The sequence below is a fragment of the Pseudomonas sp. NPDC012596 genome, from assembly GCF_042902325.1.
Taxonomy (GTDB): domain Bacteria; phylum Pseudomonadota; class Gammaproteobacteria; order Pseudomonadales; family Pseudomonadaceae; genus Aquipseudomonas.
Genome location: NZ_JBIBEB010000016.1, coordinates 38,570 through 54,035, shown reverse-complemented (window position 1 = coordinate 54,035; position 15,466 = coordinate 38,570). Strand labels below are relative to the sequence as shown.

Annotated in this window: 13 protein-coding genes; 6 read left to right on the top strand and 7 right to left on the bottom strand. The window is 65.2% G+C overall.

Annotated features, from left to right (window positions below; genetic code table 11):
* The first annotated feature begins 70 nt into the window (after positions 1-70).
* From ACFY68_RS19060 to ACFY68_RS19035, 6 genes are all read left to right on the top strand, one after another.
* Positions 71-589, top strand: coding sequence for an RNA polymerase sigma factor (locus ACFY68_RS19060; RefSeq protein WP_346613615.1), 519 nt, complete (start codon positions 71-73; stop codon positions 587-589).
* Entirely contained in the window at positions 586-1,542 is a 957-nt protein-coding gene (locus ACFY68_RS19055; RefSeq protein WP_387530349.1) for a FecR domain-containing protein, read from the top strand. The genes ACFY68_RS19060 and ACFY68_RS19055 overlap by 4 nt, the downstream gene beginning before the upstream one ends.
* Positions 1,543-1,760: 218 nt before the next feature.
* Positions 1,761-4,196 (top strand): TonB-dependent siderophore receptor, encoded by a 2,436-nt coding sequence (locus ACFY68_RS19050; RefSeq protein WP_387530346.1) that lies wholly within the window; start codon positions 1,761-1,763, stop codon positions 4,194-4,196.
* Positions 4,197-4,254: 58 nt separating this feature from the next.
* Positions 4,255-5,367, top strand: a complete 1,113-nt coding sequence (locus ACFY68_RS19045; protein ID WP_387530343.1) for a PepSY-associated TM helix domain-containing protein — start codon at positions 4,255-4,257, stop codon at positions 5,365-5,367.
* Positions 5,364-5,540: a hypothetical protein gene (locus ACFY68_RS19040; RefSeq protein WP_346613611.1), complete on the top strand. Its 177-nt coding sequence runs from the start codon at positions 5,364-5,366 to the stop codon at positions 5,538-5,540. Before ACFY68_RS19045 ends, ACFY68_RS19040 begins: the two co-directional genes overlap by 4 nt.
* A 66-nt stretch (positions 5,541-5,606) precedes the next feature.
* Positions 5,607-8,402 (top strand): dermonecrotic toxin domain-containing protein, encoded by a 2,796-nt coding sequence (locus tag ACFY68_RS19035; protein ID WP_387530341.1) that lies wholly within the window; start codon positions 5,607-5,609, stop codon positions 8,400-8,402.
* Here ACFY68_RS19035 and ACFY68_RS19030 read toward each other — a convergent pair.
* Genes ACFY68_RS19030 through waaF form a run of 7 tightly spaced genes read right to left on the bottom strand, consistent with a single transcriptional unit; the run spans position 8,363 to position 15,323 of the window.
* On the bottom strand, positions 8,363-9,805 hold the full coding sequence (locus ACFY68_RS19030) for a lipopolysaccharide kinase InaA family protein (protein WP_387530339.1): 1,443 nt from the start codon (positions 9,803-9,805) through the stop codon (positions 8,363-8,365). The two genes, ACFY68_RS19035 and ACFY68_RS19030, sit on opposite strands and share 40 nt — an antisense overlap.
* On the bottom strand, positions 9,805-10,557 hold the full coding sequence (locus tag ACFY68_RS19025) for a lipopolysaccharide kinase InaA family protein (protein ID WP_387530336.1): 753 nt from the start codon (positions 10,555-10,557) through the stop codon (positions 9,805-9,807). Before ACFY68_RS19025 ends, ACFY68_RS19030 begins: the two co-directional genes overlap by 1 nt.
* On the bottom strand, positions 10,554-11,288 hold the full coding sequence (locus tag ACFY68_RS19020; RefSeq protein WP_387530333.1) for a lipopolysaccharide kinase InaA family protein: 735 nt from the start codon (positions 11,286-11,288) through the stop codon (positions 10,554-10,556). Before ACFY68_RS19020 ends, ACFY68_RS19025 begins: the two co-directional genes overlap by 4 nt.
* Complete coding sequence (rfaP, locus tag ACFY68_RS19015; RefSeq protein WP_346613606.1) at positions 11,288-12,094, bottom strand: lipopolysaccharide core heptose(I) kinase RfaP; 807 nt, start codon at positions 12,092-12,094, stop codon at positions 11,288-11,290. Before rfaP ends, ACFY68_RS19020 begins: the two co-directional genes overlap by 1 nt.
* Positions 12,091-13,215 carry a glycosyltransferase family 4 protein gene (locus ACFY68_RS19010; protein WP_387530330.1) on the bottom strand — a complete coding sequence of 375 codons (1,125 nt, stop codon included), beginning with the start codon at positions 13,213-13,215 and terminating at the stop codon, positions 12,091-12,093. Before ACFY68_RS19010 ends, rfaP begins: the two co-directional genes overlap by 4 nt.
* Entirely contained in the window at positions 13,215-14,273 is a 1,059-nt protein-coding gene (gene waaC, locus ACFY68_RS19005; protein ID WP_387530327.1) for a lipopolysaccharide heptosyltransferase I, read from the bottom strand. Before waaC ends, ACFY68_RS19010 begins: the two co-directional genes overlap by 1 nt.
* Complete coding sequence (gene waaF, locus ACFY68_RS19000; RefSeq protein ID WP_387530324.1) at positions 14,274-15,323, bottom strand: lipopolysaccharide heptosyltransferase II; 1,050 nt, start codon at positions 15,321-15,323, stop codon at positions 14,274-14,276.
* Between the last annotated feature and the right edge of the window lie 143 nt (positions 15,324-15,466).

Sequence of the window (15,466 nt, the reverse complement as noted above, 5' to 3'; positions counted from 1 at the left end):
GCCCCCCGCCTCTGCAACAATCGCGAATAGTTATCGTTAGTTAATGCATTCGTTCCGGGGGGAACACGGCTTGTCTTCTGTTCAGAGCCCACATGCCGAACTGGTCGGTGCGCTGTATCGCGATCATCGCGGCTGGCTGCTGGCCTGGTTGCAGCGCAGCATGGCCTGCCGCCAGCGTGCCGAAGACCTGAGCCAGGACACCTTCGTGCGCCTGCTCGGCCGCGCGCAGCTGGACTCCCCCCGCGAACCCCGCGCCTTCCTCGCCGCCGTGGCCAAGGGGCTGATGTTCGACCACTTCCGCCGCGCGGCGCTGGAGCAGGCTTACCTGGCCGAACTGGCGCGTTTACCGGAAGCCGAACAGCCCTCACCCGAAATACAGCTGCTGATCCTCGAAGACCTCAAGGCCATCGACCGCCTGCTCGGCAAGCTGTCGAGCAAGGCCCGGGCGGCCTTCCTGCACAACCGCCTGGATGGCATGGGCCATGCCGAGATCGCCGAACGCCTTGGGGTATCGGTATCGCGCGTGCGCCAGTACATCGCCCAGGGCATGCGCCAGTGCTACGTGGCCCTGTATGGGGAGCCGACGTGAACAATGCACCGGTTTCCGCCGGGGTTCTGGAAGCGGCCATCGCCTGGAAACTGAGCCTGGGCGATGCCGCTGGCACCCCTGACGAGCGCAACGAATTCATGCGCTGGCATGCCGCCAGTGAAGAACATGCCCGTGCCTGGCGCCAGCTGGGCACCCTCGACCAGCGCGTAAGTGCCGCCGCAGGCCCCGCCCGCCAGGCCCTGCAGCAGTCGCGCGTGGGCCTGCGCCGCCGGGTGGCCAAGGTCGGCGGCGGTCTGGCCGGCATGTTCCTGCTCGGCTCGCTACTGGCCTGGGTTGGCGCGCCGTCGCTGTCGGCCAGCTACTGGCTGGCAGACCAACGCACTGCAACCGGTGAACTGCGCACCCTGCGTTTGGAAGACGGCACGCTGCTGAGCCTGAACACGCACACCGCAGTGGATATCGATTACCAGGGCGACCAACGCGTGCTGGTGCTGCACCAAGGTGAGATCTCGGTGGAGACCGGCCATGACGACCCACGGCCTTTGCTGGTGCGCACCGACGATGGCCGCCTGCGCCCACTGGGGACGCGCTTCCTGGTGCGCCGCGAGGCAAACGGCACGCGCCTGGAGGTGATGCAGGCCTCGGTGGCTGCCATGGCGCTCAACAGCGGCGACGAGCAGGTGCTGCATGAAGGCCAGCAAGTGCTAATGAACGCCAACGGCCTGGGCCAGGTCGGCCCGGTCGCGGCCGGTGCCGATGCCTGGACCCGCGGCATGCTGGTGGTCGACAACGTTCGCCTGGCCGACCTGTTGGAACAACTGGGCAAGTACCGCAGCGGCCACCTGGGTGTGGCCGATGAAGTCGCCGACCTGCGCGTGACGGGTAGCTTCCCGCTGAACAACACCGACCTGGCGCTGGCCTCGCTGGTACCGGCGCTGCCTGTGAAGATCGAACGGCATACCCAGTGGTGGGTGAACGTGGCTCCCAAGTAAAACCGTAACGGCCTCTTCGCGGGACAAGCCTGCTCCCACAGTTTTTCACTGGCCTGAGGGCAATGGAGTACCTGTGGGAGCGGGCTTGTCCCGCGAAGAGGCCGGCACACGCAATTATGATTTAACTAATTCTCAATCTTTTTCAGATTACCCCTGTCACTTCTGGAATCTCACTCGGCAAGGAAGCAGTTAGCACTTATCCGTCGAGGAGCCGCTGCATGTCCCGTGCTGTTGATCGTATCCTGCGCCCCAGCCTGATGGCCCTCGCCATCGCCCTGGCCGCGCCTTTGGCCAGCCCTGCCCTGTTCGCCGCCGAGCAATCCGCCCAGCGCGCCTACAATCTGCCAAGCGCCCCGCTGGCCACCACCCTGAACCAGATCGCCAGCCAGTCGGGCATTGCCCTGGCCATCGACTCGGCACTGGTCAGCGGCCGCAACTCGGCGCCGGTCAACGGCCAGTTCGACGGCCTCGGCGCCTTGCAGGCAGCCCTGCGCGGCACCGGCTTGCAGCTGCAGCAGAGCAGCGTCGGCAGCTACAGCCTGGTTGCCGTGCCGGATGGCACGCTAGCCCTGCCAGAAACCGCGATCAATGCCAACGCTTCATATGAAAGCGCTTGGGGCCCGGTCGAGGGTTACACCGCAACACGCACCGCCGCCGGTACCAAAACTGACACCGCGATCGCCGAACTACCTCGCTCGGTCACCGTGATCACCCGCCAGCAGATGGAAGACCGCCCCGTCCTCAATCTCAATGACGCCCTGCGCTATACCGCCGGGGTCCAGAGCAGCGGCTACGGCTCCGACTCGCGCAGCGATTGGTTGCTGGTGCGCGGTTTCGTGCCCACCCAGTTCCTTGATGGCCTGCCATTACCCAAGGGCAACTACGCCTCGCCAAAAATCGAGCCGTGGAACCTGGAGCGCATCGCTGTACTGCGTGGCCCGGCGTCGTCCGTCTACGGCCAAACCCCACCCGGAGGCCTGCTGGACATGACCAGCCGCCGCCCAGAGCTGGAAAGCAGCCATGAAGTTGAAGCGCAGGTGGGCAGCAACAACCACCGCCAGATCAACTTCGACAGTACTGGCAAGGTCGATGACGCAGGGCAGTTCTTGTACCGCGTCAGCGGCACTGTGCGCGACAGCGGCACGCCGATCGACCACATTCCTGACAAACGCTACAACATTGCCCCCAGCCTGACCTGGAATATCAACGACGACACCAAGCTGACGTTCATTTCCCAGTACACGCGCGACGATACCGGAATTACTGGTCAGTTCCTGCCCCTGCAGGGCACTAAATTGGATAGCCCAGCGGGCAAGATCTCTCACCACAAGAACTTGGGTGATCCAGACTGGGAATCCTACGACCGTACGTACTACCACTTAGGCTATGCATTTGAGACCCGCCTGAATGATACCTGGCAATTCCGCCAGAACCTGCGCTACGCGCGCAACGAACTGGACTTCAAGGGTATCACCGCCGGCGGTTCGATCTGGCCGGCAGGCCCGGACGAAGCGGTCAGCGCCGATGGCACCGTGCAACGCACCGCCGGTATCGTAGAAGAAGATATCTCTCAATTCGCCGTGGACAACAACTTCCAGGCCGACTTCCAGACCGGAAAGGTCGCCCATACGGTGCTACTGGGCCTTGACCACCAGCGCTCAGACAGCAACGCCCGCTGGCGCTGGGGCTCGGCCGGCGTACCTTCAAGCAATATCCACAACCCGATCTACGGCCAGGATTTTTCGAACGTTCAGTACTTCGACATGTACGACTACGATCAGAAAACCCAGCAAACCGGGCTGTACATCCAGGACCAGATGGCCTTGGATAACTGGCGCCTGACCCTCGGCGGTCGTGAAGACTGGGTGCACACTGGCACCACCTTCCATAACCAGGGCGACGCCACCAACACCCAGCGTGACAAGAAGTTCAGCGGCAACGCAGCGCTCAGCTACGTGTTCGACAACGGCATTACCCCGTACCTCTCGTATGCCGAGTCGTTCCAGGCGGCGACCGGGGCGTCTGTGAACAGCACCGATGCGTTCAAGCCTACCGAAGGCAAGCAATACGAACTGGGCATCAAGTACCAGCCGCCCGGTAGCAAAACCCTGCTCAGCGCGGCAGTGTTCGACCTGACCCAGCAAAACATGTCGGTGACCGAAGGCAGCGTGACTCGCCAAGTCGGGGAGGTTCGGGTCAAGGGTCTTGAGCTGGAAGCCACCTCGGATGTAACCAGAAACCTCAAGCTGATCGGTTCCTATACCTACAACGACAGTGAGATCACCAAAGGCAACGTGGGCGAGGAAGGCAAGCGCATGGCTCAGGTTCCGCGCAACCAGGCCACGGGCTGGGCCGACTACACCTGGCACGAAGGCGCCCTCGACGGCTTTGGTGTGGGCGTCGGCGTGCGCTATGTGGGTGATACCTATGGCAATACCACCAACACCGACTGGGGCCATGTCGGCTCCTACACCGTCTACGACGCGTCGGTGCACTACGACCTGGGCCGCCTGAACGGCACGCTCAAGGGTGTGACGGTTGCCGTGGACGCGAAGAACCTGTTCAACAAGGACTACCTCTCGACCTGTGACGGTTATTACTGCTACTACGGCGACGAGCGCAACGTGGTGGCTAGCGTCAACTACAAGTTCTGAGTGAAACCGGGGGCCGCTGCGCGGCCCCAGTTTTTCTCAGGCGTGAAACGGTACCGTGATGAAAAGCCAAACCATCCGCCGCTGGTCCTTCATCCACACCTGGAGCAGCCTGGTCTGCACCCTGTTCCTGCTGTTGCTGGCCGTGACCGGCCTGCCGCTGATTTTTCACCACGAGCTGGAACATTTGCTCGGCGATGCCCCAGAGCTGCGCGAAATGCCCGCCGATACCCCACACCTGGACTTGCAGCAACTGGTGGTCAAGGCCGAGCAGCACCGCCCTGGCGAAGTAATGCAGTACTTCGGCTACGACGAGGACGAGCGCAACGGCGTGGTGGCGATCACCGCCGCCACCGCGGGCACCGAACCCAACTCGTCACACACCTTCATGCTCGACGCCCGCACCGGCGAGGCCGTGGCGATGCCGGCGGCCAATGGCGGCTTCATGATGATCATGCTGCGCCTGCACGTCGACATGTTCGCCGGGCTGCCCGGCAAGCTGCTGCTGGCGTTCATGGGTGTACTGTTTGTCGTGGCGATCATCTCTGGCACCGTGCTCTACGCACCGTTCATGCGCCGCCTGGCGTTCACCACGGTGCGCCACGACAAATCCCGCCGCCTGCGCTGGCTCGACCTGCACAACCTGATTGGCGTAGTGACCCTGGCCTGGGCACTGACCGTGGGTGTCACCGGGGTGATCAGCGCACTGTCCGACTTGGTCATCGCCGCCTGGCGCAACGACAGCCTGGCCGCCATGGTCGCACCTTACCGTGACGCCCCGCCGCTCGACGAGCGGGCCCCAGCCAGCCGCCTGCTGGACATCGCCGAGCAGGCCGCGCCCGGCATGCGCCCGGACTTCATCGCCTTCCCCGGCACGCGGTTCTCCAGCGAGCACCATTACGCGGTGTTCATGAAGGGCTCCACGCATCTGACCTCGCACCTGCTCACCCCCGTGCTGATCGATGCGCGCACCCTGCAAGTAACGGCAGTTGGCGAACGCCCGTGGTACATGGATGCCATGGGCCTGTCCCAGCCACTGCACTTCGGTGACTACGGCGGGCGCCCCATGCAGATCCTCTGGGCGGTACTGGATGTGCTGACCATCATCGTGCTCGGCAGCGGCCTGTACCTGTGGTTGAGCAAGCAGCGCAAAACCCGGGAGGTACGGGCATGAGCCACGCCTCTCGATCATCCTGGCGAATCTTCGCCTGGCCGGCCGCCATCGGCGTGCTCGGTGCCGCCGGACTGTTTGCCGCCTTGCTGGGTGACGGTGCCTGGGACGCACTGGCCTGGCTGGGCCTGGGCGTACCCGCCGTGCTCAGCCTGCGCGGGCTTTGCGGCCGATAACCGGCTACCGCTCCGGCCCTCGCCCTGGGCCCTAACGTTGCGGCTCCCTGACTAAAGGAGCGCAACATGCTACCGCTGCAACGCATCGAATTCCTCGACCAGCAGATCATGGACCTGCTGGCGCAATTGCCAGCCACCGACCGGCAAGGGCTCAGCCGACAGCAACTGCAGGGCGAACTGGCGGAGTACTGGGCCGCCTGCGACGCCCAGGGCCGCTCGCGCAGGGTACGCCTGGGCGACCTGCGCCGCGCCCTGATGCACGCCGAGCTGACCCTGCGCCAGGCCGACCAGACCTTGCCCGCCCCCCAGGCCGACACCCTCACCCTGTGCCTCGACCTGCCCCACGCCTGGCAACGTCGGCCCCAGCCAGTGGCCACGCGTGCCCAGGTGTATCGCCTGGTCCTCAGCCGTAGCCAGCCCCACAGCCGCGCGGTGCTGCCGGGTATGTTCATGGTCATCACCGGCAATGACGAGGCTGCCGAACTCACCCCGGAGCAGGCCCGCGGCCCCGCCTTGCTGTGCGGCCTGGCCCAAGGCATCGAGGCCTACAACACGCTGGCCGACTTGCACCTTGAGTTGTGCGAGCGCCTCGACGACCCGTTGCAGGGCCCACCCCTGCTGCGCCTGCTGGTCGATGCCGAGCGTATGGACAACGCCGCCAAGGCCGACCGCCTGCGCTACGAGTGGTATGCCGATGACCCGGTGCAAGCCCAGGTCGACAGCCTGATCGAAGCACAGCGCCTGCGCGTCAACCAGGCTTGGGCAGACGCCCAGGGTGCACCGGCGGTGGCAACGGTGGGCGACGCCCTGTCACTGGCGGCCGAAGCCGGTAAGCAAGCGTTGCTCGACACCCGCTACGGCCTGCTGCTGGAAAAAAACCTGCCCAACTGGTTGAGCGCAGCGGGGCCACAGGCGCTCTCGCACATCATGCAGGCCATGCAACAGCTGGTGGCGGCCGGCAATCGCGTCGCCGCCCCAGGCATCCTCACACTGGGGCAGTTCCGCCAGCAGGACAGCCTGCTAGGCTGGGCCCGCGCACGGGTCGAGGAACGCCTGCGCCACGATCATGGCCTGCTCTACACCGCTGACGAGATTCTGGTCCATGTCGTGCACAGCCATCAGGCTGGCCCCCACCTGAACCCCTTCAACCCATCCAGCTACGTCACCTGGCGAGGTTTCGAGCGCGTCGGCGGGCAGATGATCGAGCTGGTCAGGGAAAGTTACCCATTGCACGAGTTGGCACTGCGCAACCTGAACTGGTTCGACTACGACTATTGGCTCACCGCCCAGGTGGCCCACCGTCACGACAAACCGTTACCCGAGGCGCTGAACCCCGCTTACATCAAGGCGATGATCAGGCAGCTGAATGTCGGCGACAGCTACCCTGCCTACCTGAAGACCCAATTGCTGGATTCGCCAGTCGGGCGCTGGCGCCTGAACGCCCATACCCTGATCAACCGCGCCCGCATGCGCGCCGAGGCGGCAAAGGCGCGGTATGCCGGGCACCTTGGCGGTGAGCAGGGCGAACAACGCTACCGCTGGGTGCGTCAGGTGCTGGACCATCCCCATAATGCGCTACGCCCCCCGGTGGACGGACAGCGCATCACCGTTCGCCAACTGACCATCCATGGCCACACCCTGCAAGGCGTGTTGCTGATCAATGCCGAAGGCGCTGGTTCGAGCGTTTTCATCCTCTACACCCCGGATGCCCCCGACCGTCGCGCCTGGCGCGGGCTGAGCAACGCACGCGAACTGATGCGTTTGCTGCGCAAAGAACCCGGCCTGCGCACCTATGTGGCGGGGCGCCTGCCCCTGTTGCCTGCTGCAAGCATCGAACGGTTGCTGAGCAGAGGCCGGCTGAGCCCCGTGCTGCGCACCCCAGCGATCAACGATGAGCTGTTTTTTGCCTGCTACAGGGCCGAGGTGCGCGCCTGGCTGGCCAGTGTCGATGCCAACAGCCGCACCACCGGGGAAGCTGATCTGCAGCAAGGCGTCGACCTGGCCTGGCGCCTGCTCGACCTGATCAGCCTGGTGCTGCCTGCGCGTGTCCAGGTGCCGCTTGCACTGGGGCGCATGGCGATCGAGATCTGGGATGGGGCGCACGCCTTTGCCGGGGATGACATCGACGGCGTACTGACCCATACCTACAACGCCCTGAGCTTCGCCAACGATGCCGGCACCGGGGTGGTCAGCACCGGCCTGATGCGCCGCATGATGCGGGGCATGCCGACACAACCGCCGTTGCCGCTGCCCTCGCGGTACAGCATCACGCCTGCGCTCGAGCACTTTCGCTTCAATATTGAAGGTGTGCACGGCGAAGGCGTATTCGAAAAAACATCCGCATTCGAGGGGTTGACCCTCTACTACATCCAGGACGCCGACGGCCGTTACTACAGGGTTTCGTTCGACGGCCGCCGCTGGCGGGTCATTGACCCGACGCAACCCGACGCTTATCTGCAGCAGCCTGCCAAGCGCCTGGCCAACGGCAACTGGGTCATCGACTCACCGGTGCTGTGGTATGACGGCCTGCCAGACCTCGGGCAGTTGCTGGCCAATTGCCGCCTTCAGCCGCCGCTGGCGGGTGAGACGGCGGATGCAGAGGCAGGGCTGTACCGGGCAGACGGCCAGCTGTACCTGCAAACCGCTGCCGGGCAACTGCCCGTGCGGGCGCACCTGCTCGCCGGGCGCTACCACCTGCTGATCCCCAACACCCAGCAAGCCGGCGTGGTGCCGTGGGCGATCTTGCGCTGGCAAGACCGACAATGGCGCATCCGTGTGCGCCAGGCCGGGCGCAGCAGCGATTGGCTGCCGCTGCCGCAGGCCTACTCGACGAGCTTTGGCAGCAACCGGTCGAGGCGCTGATGCAGGGCGCTGCTGCTCGGCCAGTTGCGTAGCAGCCGCGCCCGGTCGCGGGCGTAGGCTGGGGCAAAGCTGAGTTGCGTGGCGTGCTGGCACATGGCGTCGAGGTCGATCAGCGACCATTGGCCGTTGTGCCAGAACAGGTTGTGGCCCTTGAAGTCGCCATGGCTGATGCGCTCGCGGATCAATTGCTGCATCACCTTGACCAAGGCGTCGACCTGTTCTTCTGGCGCCTCGCCGTTTTCCACAAAGGGGGCGAAACACGCGGTCAGGTCCGGGCCATCGACAAATTCGGTGACCAGGTACGCCCGGCTGCGCAGGCCCATCACCCGTTGTTCCAGCACGGCCAACGGGCGCGGCGTGGCGATGTCGAGAAACTCCAGGCGGTGCCCCTCAATCCACGAGTGCCAGGCCCGGCTCGGGCGCCAGAAGCGCTTGAACCAGTGGGCGGTGTTCTTGATGTTGTAGCGCTTGAGCACCAGTGAGCGCCCGCCCACTTCGATGCGTGCCACACTGGCGGCGCCGCCGGTCTTGTACAGGTGGCCCTGGTCGATCAATGCGTCGGCCTGCTCCAGCACCGGCAGCATCGCTTCGACTTCACCGCGGCGGATCGCCCGCAAGCCCGAGAGGCTGCGCTCGACGCTGAACAGCGTGCACTCGCGGCCGGCCTTTTCCAGGTAGTCCTTCTGGCGCCAGTTGCGCACCTTGTCCACCTGCTTTTGCAGGGCTTCCATCGGCAGCGCGTGCTCGGCATTGGCCAGCAGATAATGCACCAGCAGTTCTTCGATGAAGGGCTCCAGGCGCTTTGGCAACTGGGCGAAAAACACCCCGAGGTTTTCCAGCACGCGCGGGCGTGACAACTGCTGGCCCGGTGTCTCGGCCTTGATGCCGGCGCCATCGATCAGGTACAGCTTGCCGCCGTGGCGCAGCAAGTTGTCCAGGTGCAGGTCTTCCTGCCACAGGCCCTTGGCATGCATCTGCGCCACCGCAGTCAGCGCTTGGCCAAGCACCAGGTGCTGCTCGTCGGCCAGCACCGGCAGGTGTTCTACTGCAGCCCAGGCATCGGCCAGGCTTTCGGCGCCGTCGAGGAATTCGAACAGCAGCCAGCCGCCCTCACCTTCCTTGAGGCCGTCTGCCAGCAGTTTCGGCGTGGTCAGGCCTTGCTCGGCCAGCAGCTTCACGCCCTCCAGCTCACGCTGGAAATGGCGCGCGGCATTGCTGCCTACCAACAACTTGGCCAACACCGGCGTACCGCGCCACACCCCGGCACCCACATAGCGCTGGCCCGGCAACACGCGCAGCAGGCTCAGCAGCTGCAGCTCGGCGCTGCCCGCAGCATCGGCCAGGGTGATCGCCAGCGGCAGCGAAGGGCTGCGCCCGGTTTCTTTCAATTCAGACAAACGCATCAGCGGGCCTCCTTCTCACGACGGCGTTGCGTCAGGCGTTGCAGCCAGGTGTCCACCAGCGCGCTGTCGGCCGGCTGGCCAAGGTAGGCGGCCAGCAGCTTGCGCACGTCCGCCTCGCCCCAGGCGCGGGCACGGCGCAGCAGCGGCTCCAGGTCCTTGAGCCGGTCACGCTTGCCGAACAGCAACGGCCTGGTCTTCTCCAGGTCGATCAGTTGCGCGTCCCAGCCTTCGCGGCGTTGGCGCAGGAAGATGTGCTTGGGATAGAAGCAACCGTGCACCTGGCCGGCGCTGTGCAGCGTGCGCGCCAGCTGGCCACAGGCCTGGAGGATGCCATCGCGCGCCGCAACGCTGAGCTGCGGCCACTGCGCCAGCAGGCTTTCCAGGTCGCTCCAGTCGTCCAGGGCGCGGGTCAGCAGAATGGCCCGGTGGTGCCCGGCCTGCTTGCGCTCACCATAGAACACCGCTTGCAGGGCCGGGATGTGCAGCTTCTGGTAACGGCTGATGTTGCGGAACTCGCGGGCGAAGGTCGGCTCGCCGAACGGGCGGTGCAAGGTGCGGGTCAGGTAGTCGCTCTGGCGCTTGAGGTAATAGCCTTTGCCCTCGAGTTCCAGGCGGTAGACGCTGCTCCAGCCGCCGCGGCCGGTATTGGGCTCGTCCACAGCGTCCAGTTGCAGGGCCCACAGCGCCTCGAAGTCGTTCAGGCCATGGCGTTTGAGCAGCGCGAGGTCCGCGCTGGCCAGGTAATCGGTCATTCCCTTCCCTCGAAGAAGCTCAGCACCTGGCGAATACGCCGTTTGTCGCGCACATTCAGGCGCTGGCGCCCGCGGTACTGCAGATAGAAGCGCAGGCGTTGGGTTGCCGTCAGGTGGTACTTGGCGACCTTGTCCAGGCACGCCAGGTCCTTGATCAACCGGTGGCGCCACATGAAGCCGCGCCAGAAATCACCGGTCGGGCAGTCGATGAAGAATAGCGTGCCCTGGTCATCGACCAGCAGGTTGCGCCACTTCAGGTCATTGTGGGCAAACCGGTGCTCGTGCATCACCCGGGTATGGCGCGCCAACTGGCTGCTAACATGCTCGACCCAGGCACGGTCGGCCAAACGGGGGTCATTGCGCTCGGCCAGTGCCGACAGGTCTTCGGTGCGCGGCAACTCGCGGGTGATCATCGCCCCACGGCCAAAGGCCAGCCCCTTGCGCTCCAGGCCCCACGCCACCACTTCGGCGGTGGGGATGCCCCATTTGGCGAACTGCTTGAGGTTCTGCCATTCGGCTTTGATGCGCGGCCGGCCCAGGTAGCGGCGCATGTGCTTGCCGGCGCCGGTGTAACGCTTGACGTAATAATTGACCCCGTCACGCTCGATGCGGATGACCTCGCTGAGCGGGTCGCGGGTCAGGCGTTCACCCTGCAGGGCAAACACCGCGTCGAGGCTGCCGAAGTCCGCCGCCAGCTGCTCGTAGCCCGGCGCCAGTGTCCAACCCGCCATCAGAGTGCATCCCCATAGCGTTGCTTGCGGTCATAGAGTTTCTGCGCCTTGCGGTCGAGCCAGGCGAGCAGCGTGGCCTCCTGCGCGAGGATCTGGCGCAGCGGGCGCTGGAAGTAACCGCGCAGAAAGCGCAGCTTGTCGCGCCGGGTAAGGCCGATGTCCAGCGCCGAGAAGTACAGCGCGGCCAGGTCCTTGTCGCGCCAGCGGCGGCTGATGGTGGCACGGGTTTGTGCGCGGTGCAGGTCGATCACCGACAGCTTGAAATCGTCCGCCGTTACCGGGCGGTCGGTGTGCAGCAGGAAGTGGCAGATGTAGCAGTCACGGTGGTTGACCCCGGCGCGGTGCATGCCGCCGGTCATCTTCGCCACCTCGGCGATCAGCGCACGCTTGAGGCGTGGCTCGGGCGGCTGCTTGAGCCAATCGATGCTGAAGTCTTCCAGGCTGATGGTTGGCGCCAACTCTTCGGTCACGATGAATGAATGCTGCGTGGCCGGGTTGCTGCCGCGCTCTCCGTAGGCTACCGCGGTCATGGTCGGCACGCCCACTTCATGCAGGCGCTGGATGGCCCGCCATTCCTGGCCGGCACCGAGCACCGGCAGCTTGGCGGTGAACAGGTTCTTGAAGATTTCACCCCAGCCGATACCCCGGTGGATCTTGACGAAAAACCCCTCGCCATCCACTTCGGTGCGCAGCGTACGGCGGCCCTCCAGCTCGCGGTAAACCTCGCCTTGCAAGGCTTCGACCGCATCGAAGGCATCACGCCCGGCCCACAGGCGTTTGAACGGTTCGGCCAGTATCAGCTTCATGCGCGCTCCTGCCCCAGAATCACGTCGGCGGCATGCTGCGGCATGCTGTACAGGTCGGCCGTGTCGGCGAAGGCCAGGCCATTGCGCGACCAGTCGGCACGTGCCTGCTTGTCATCGAGCATGCGTTGCAGGTAGGCATTGAGCTGCTCTTGCTCGAACGGCTCGTCCAGCACCAGGCCGCAGTCGGCCTCGGCAATGTAATGGGCGTAGCCGCACACCTTGGACACCAGCACCGGCAGGCCGGCCACCAGGGCTTCGAGCAGCACGGTACCGGTATTCTCGTTATAGGCCGGGTGGATCAGCAGGTCGGCACCCAGCAGGAAACGCGGGATATCGCTGCGGCCCTTGAGGAACTGCACCTGCTCGCCCAGGCCCAGGGTGGCGCTTTGCAGCTGGAACACCTTGGGGTCGTCCTGGCCGATGACCATCAACCGGGTGCGCTTGCGCAGCGTAGACGGCAGCGCGGCCAACGCCTTGAGGCTACGGTCCACACCTTTGGTCTTGAAGCCGGAGCCGATCTGCACCAGCAGCAGGTCGTCTTCGCCCAGGTTGAACTCCTCGCGGAATTCGGCGCGAATCTCGGCCGCGTTGGCTGGCGCGCGACGGTCCTGGGAAATGCCCGGCGGCAGTAGATGGAAGCGCTCGGCGGGGGTGCCATAGTGCTTGATGAACAGCGGCTGCTGCACCTCGGAAATCATCAGCACCTCGGTGCGAGAATCCTTGGCGAACACGGCCCGCTCATACTCGGCAAAGTGCCTATAGCGGCCCCAGCGGCGGTAGATGCCGCCGCGCAGGGTCTGGGCCTTGTCCTCGAAGCAGCCATCGGCGGCGTAGTACACATCCAGCCCCGGCATCTTGTTGAAGCCGATCAGCCGGTCGACCGGGCGCTTGGCGAGGTCAGCTTCCATCCAGGCGCTGAGCTTCTCGTTGCGACGGTGGTTGAACAGCGCCTTGACCGGCGCCACCAGCACCTCGAAGCCGGGCGGAATGTCGCCTTCCCAGAACAACGTGTACACACGGATCCGGTGGCCCCGCTTCTGGCATTCCAGGGCAATGCGCATGAAGTCGCGCTGCAGCCCGCCGAAGGGGAAATATTTGTAAAGCACGAAAGCCAGTTGCATCAACGGACATCCTCAGCCAGCAGCAACGCGCTCAAGCGGCTCGCCACATGCTCGGGATTCAGGCGAGTGAAGCACAGCGGCCACTCGCGTTTGAGATCGAACCGACGCAGGTCGTCGGCGCTCGGTTTGTAGGTGCACTTTTTCTGCAGGCACGGTGCGCAGGGGAAATCGCTGGCCTGGTGAACCTGCACGCGGCCATAGGCGCCGGTCAGGCCCGGGTTGGTCGGGCCAAACAGCGAAATGGTCGGCACATCCAGCGCTGCGGCCAGGTGGCCCAGGCCGGTATCCACCGCCACACAGGCCTTGGCCGCCGCCAGTACACGGGCAACGCCGACAAGGTTCAACTTGGGGAGTACCTGGCAATTGTTCAAGCCCTGGGCGATGCGCTCGGCGCGGTCCTTCTCGGCCTGGTTACCCCACGGCAGGCGTACCTGCAGCTTGCGCTGGCCCAGGCGTTCGGCCAGTTGCCGCCAGTAGGCCTCGGGCCAGTGCTTGGTCGCCCACGTGGTGCCATGCAAGAACACAACGTAAGGCGCCGCCGGCGGCAGTTGCAGGCGGTCGAGGTCCAGGCCGTAGTTGCCGATGCCTTCGGGCAGGTCGTAGGCCAGGGCCATGGCGAACAGCTGGCGAACACGCTCTACCGCGTGCTGGCCGGTGGCGACCGACAGGCGCCGGTCATAGAAGCGGCTGGCCCAGCCCTCACGCGCCGAATAGCGGTCCAGGCCGGCGACCGGCGCCTTAACCAAGCGCGTCAGCCAGGCCGATTTCACCAGGCCCTGGGCATCGATCACCAGGTCGTACTTGCGCTCGCGAACACGTTGCTTGAACGCCTTCCACTCGCCGCTCTTGATGGTCTGCCAGATGTTCTTGCGCCAGCGGCGGATGGCCACCGGGATGACCTGGTCGACCGCCGGGTGCCAGCTGGGGATTTCGGCGAAGCCTTCTTCCACCACCCAATCGAACCGGATGCCCGGGATGGCGTGGGCGGCATCGGTCAGCGCCGGCAAGGTGTGAATCACATCACCCAGCGACGAGGTCTTGATGATCAGTACCCGCACTTAGTCGACCTCGGCCACGGTATCGATCAGGTTCGGCCCACCCAGGCTGTGCAGGGCGGCGATGACTTTGCCAGGCTCAAGCAGGCGCAGGCAGTTGTAGTGGCCGAAACGGCAGGTGCGGTCGAAGCACGGGCTGCACTCGATGCCGGTGCGCACGACCTCCACCTGTTCGGCCAACGGCGGAGTGAAGCCTGGCGAGGTGGAGCCGTAAACCGCTACCAGCGGGCGGTTCAACGCCGCCGCCACGTGCATCAGGCCGGAGTCGTTGGACACCACGGCATCCGCGCAGGACATCAGGTCGATAGCCTCGGCCAGCGAGGTTTCGCCCGCCAGGTTGTAGGATTCTTCGCGCAAACCCGGGATCAGCCGGTCGCGGATCTGCTCGCCGACCGGGTGATCGTTCTTCGAGCCGAACAGCCACACCTGCCAGCCCTGACGAATCATGGCGTCAGCCACTTCAGCGTAGTGCTCGGCCGGCCAGCGCTTGGCCTCGCCGAACTCAGCACCCGGGCACAGCGCCAGTACCGGGCGGTCCAGCGCCAGGTCGAACTTGGCCAGGGCGGCCTCGCGGCTCTGCGCTTCGATCTGCAGGGTCGGGCGTGGATACGGCTGCGGCAGCTCGGCACCCGGCGTGTAGGCCAGGGCCATGAAGCGCTCGATCATCAGCGGGTAGCGCGCCTTGTCCAGCTTGCGCACATCGTTGAGCAGGCCAAAGCGCATCTCGCCCCGCCAGCCTGTGCGTTTGGGGATGCCGGCAAAAAACGGCACCAGCGCCGACTTCAGCGAGTTGGGCAAAAGGATCGCCTGGTCGTACTGGCCGACCAGGGACTTGCCGATGCGCCGGCGTGTCGCCAGCTCCAGGGCGCCGTGGCCGAGCGGGAAGCTCAAGGCCTGGCGCACTTCGGGCATGCGCTCGAGGATCGGCCGGCTCCACTCGGGCGCCAGCACATCGATCACGCAGTCGGGGTGCTGCTGTTTCAGGCACTGGAACAGCGTCTGCGCCATCACCATGTCGCCGACCCAGCTTGGGCCAATGATCAGTATTCTCATGCTTAGTCCAGAAACGCTCGGGGAGGCTGCAGGCTGCGGTACAGCCTGGCCTCCCCTCTTTATATTCAGGCTATGTGGCGTGCAGTGTACCACCCGGGCCGCTTCGCGCCCCAATCGCCGGCAAGCCGGCTCCCACAGGGGGA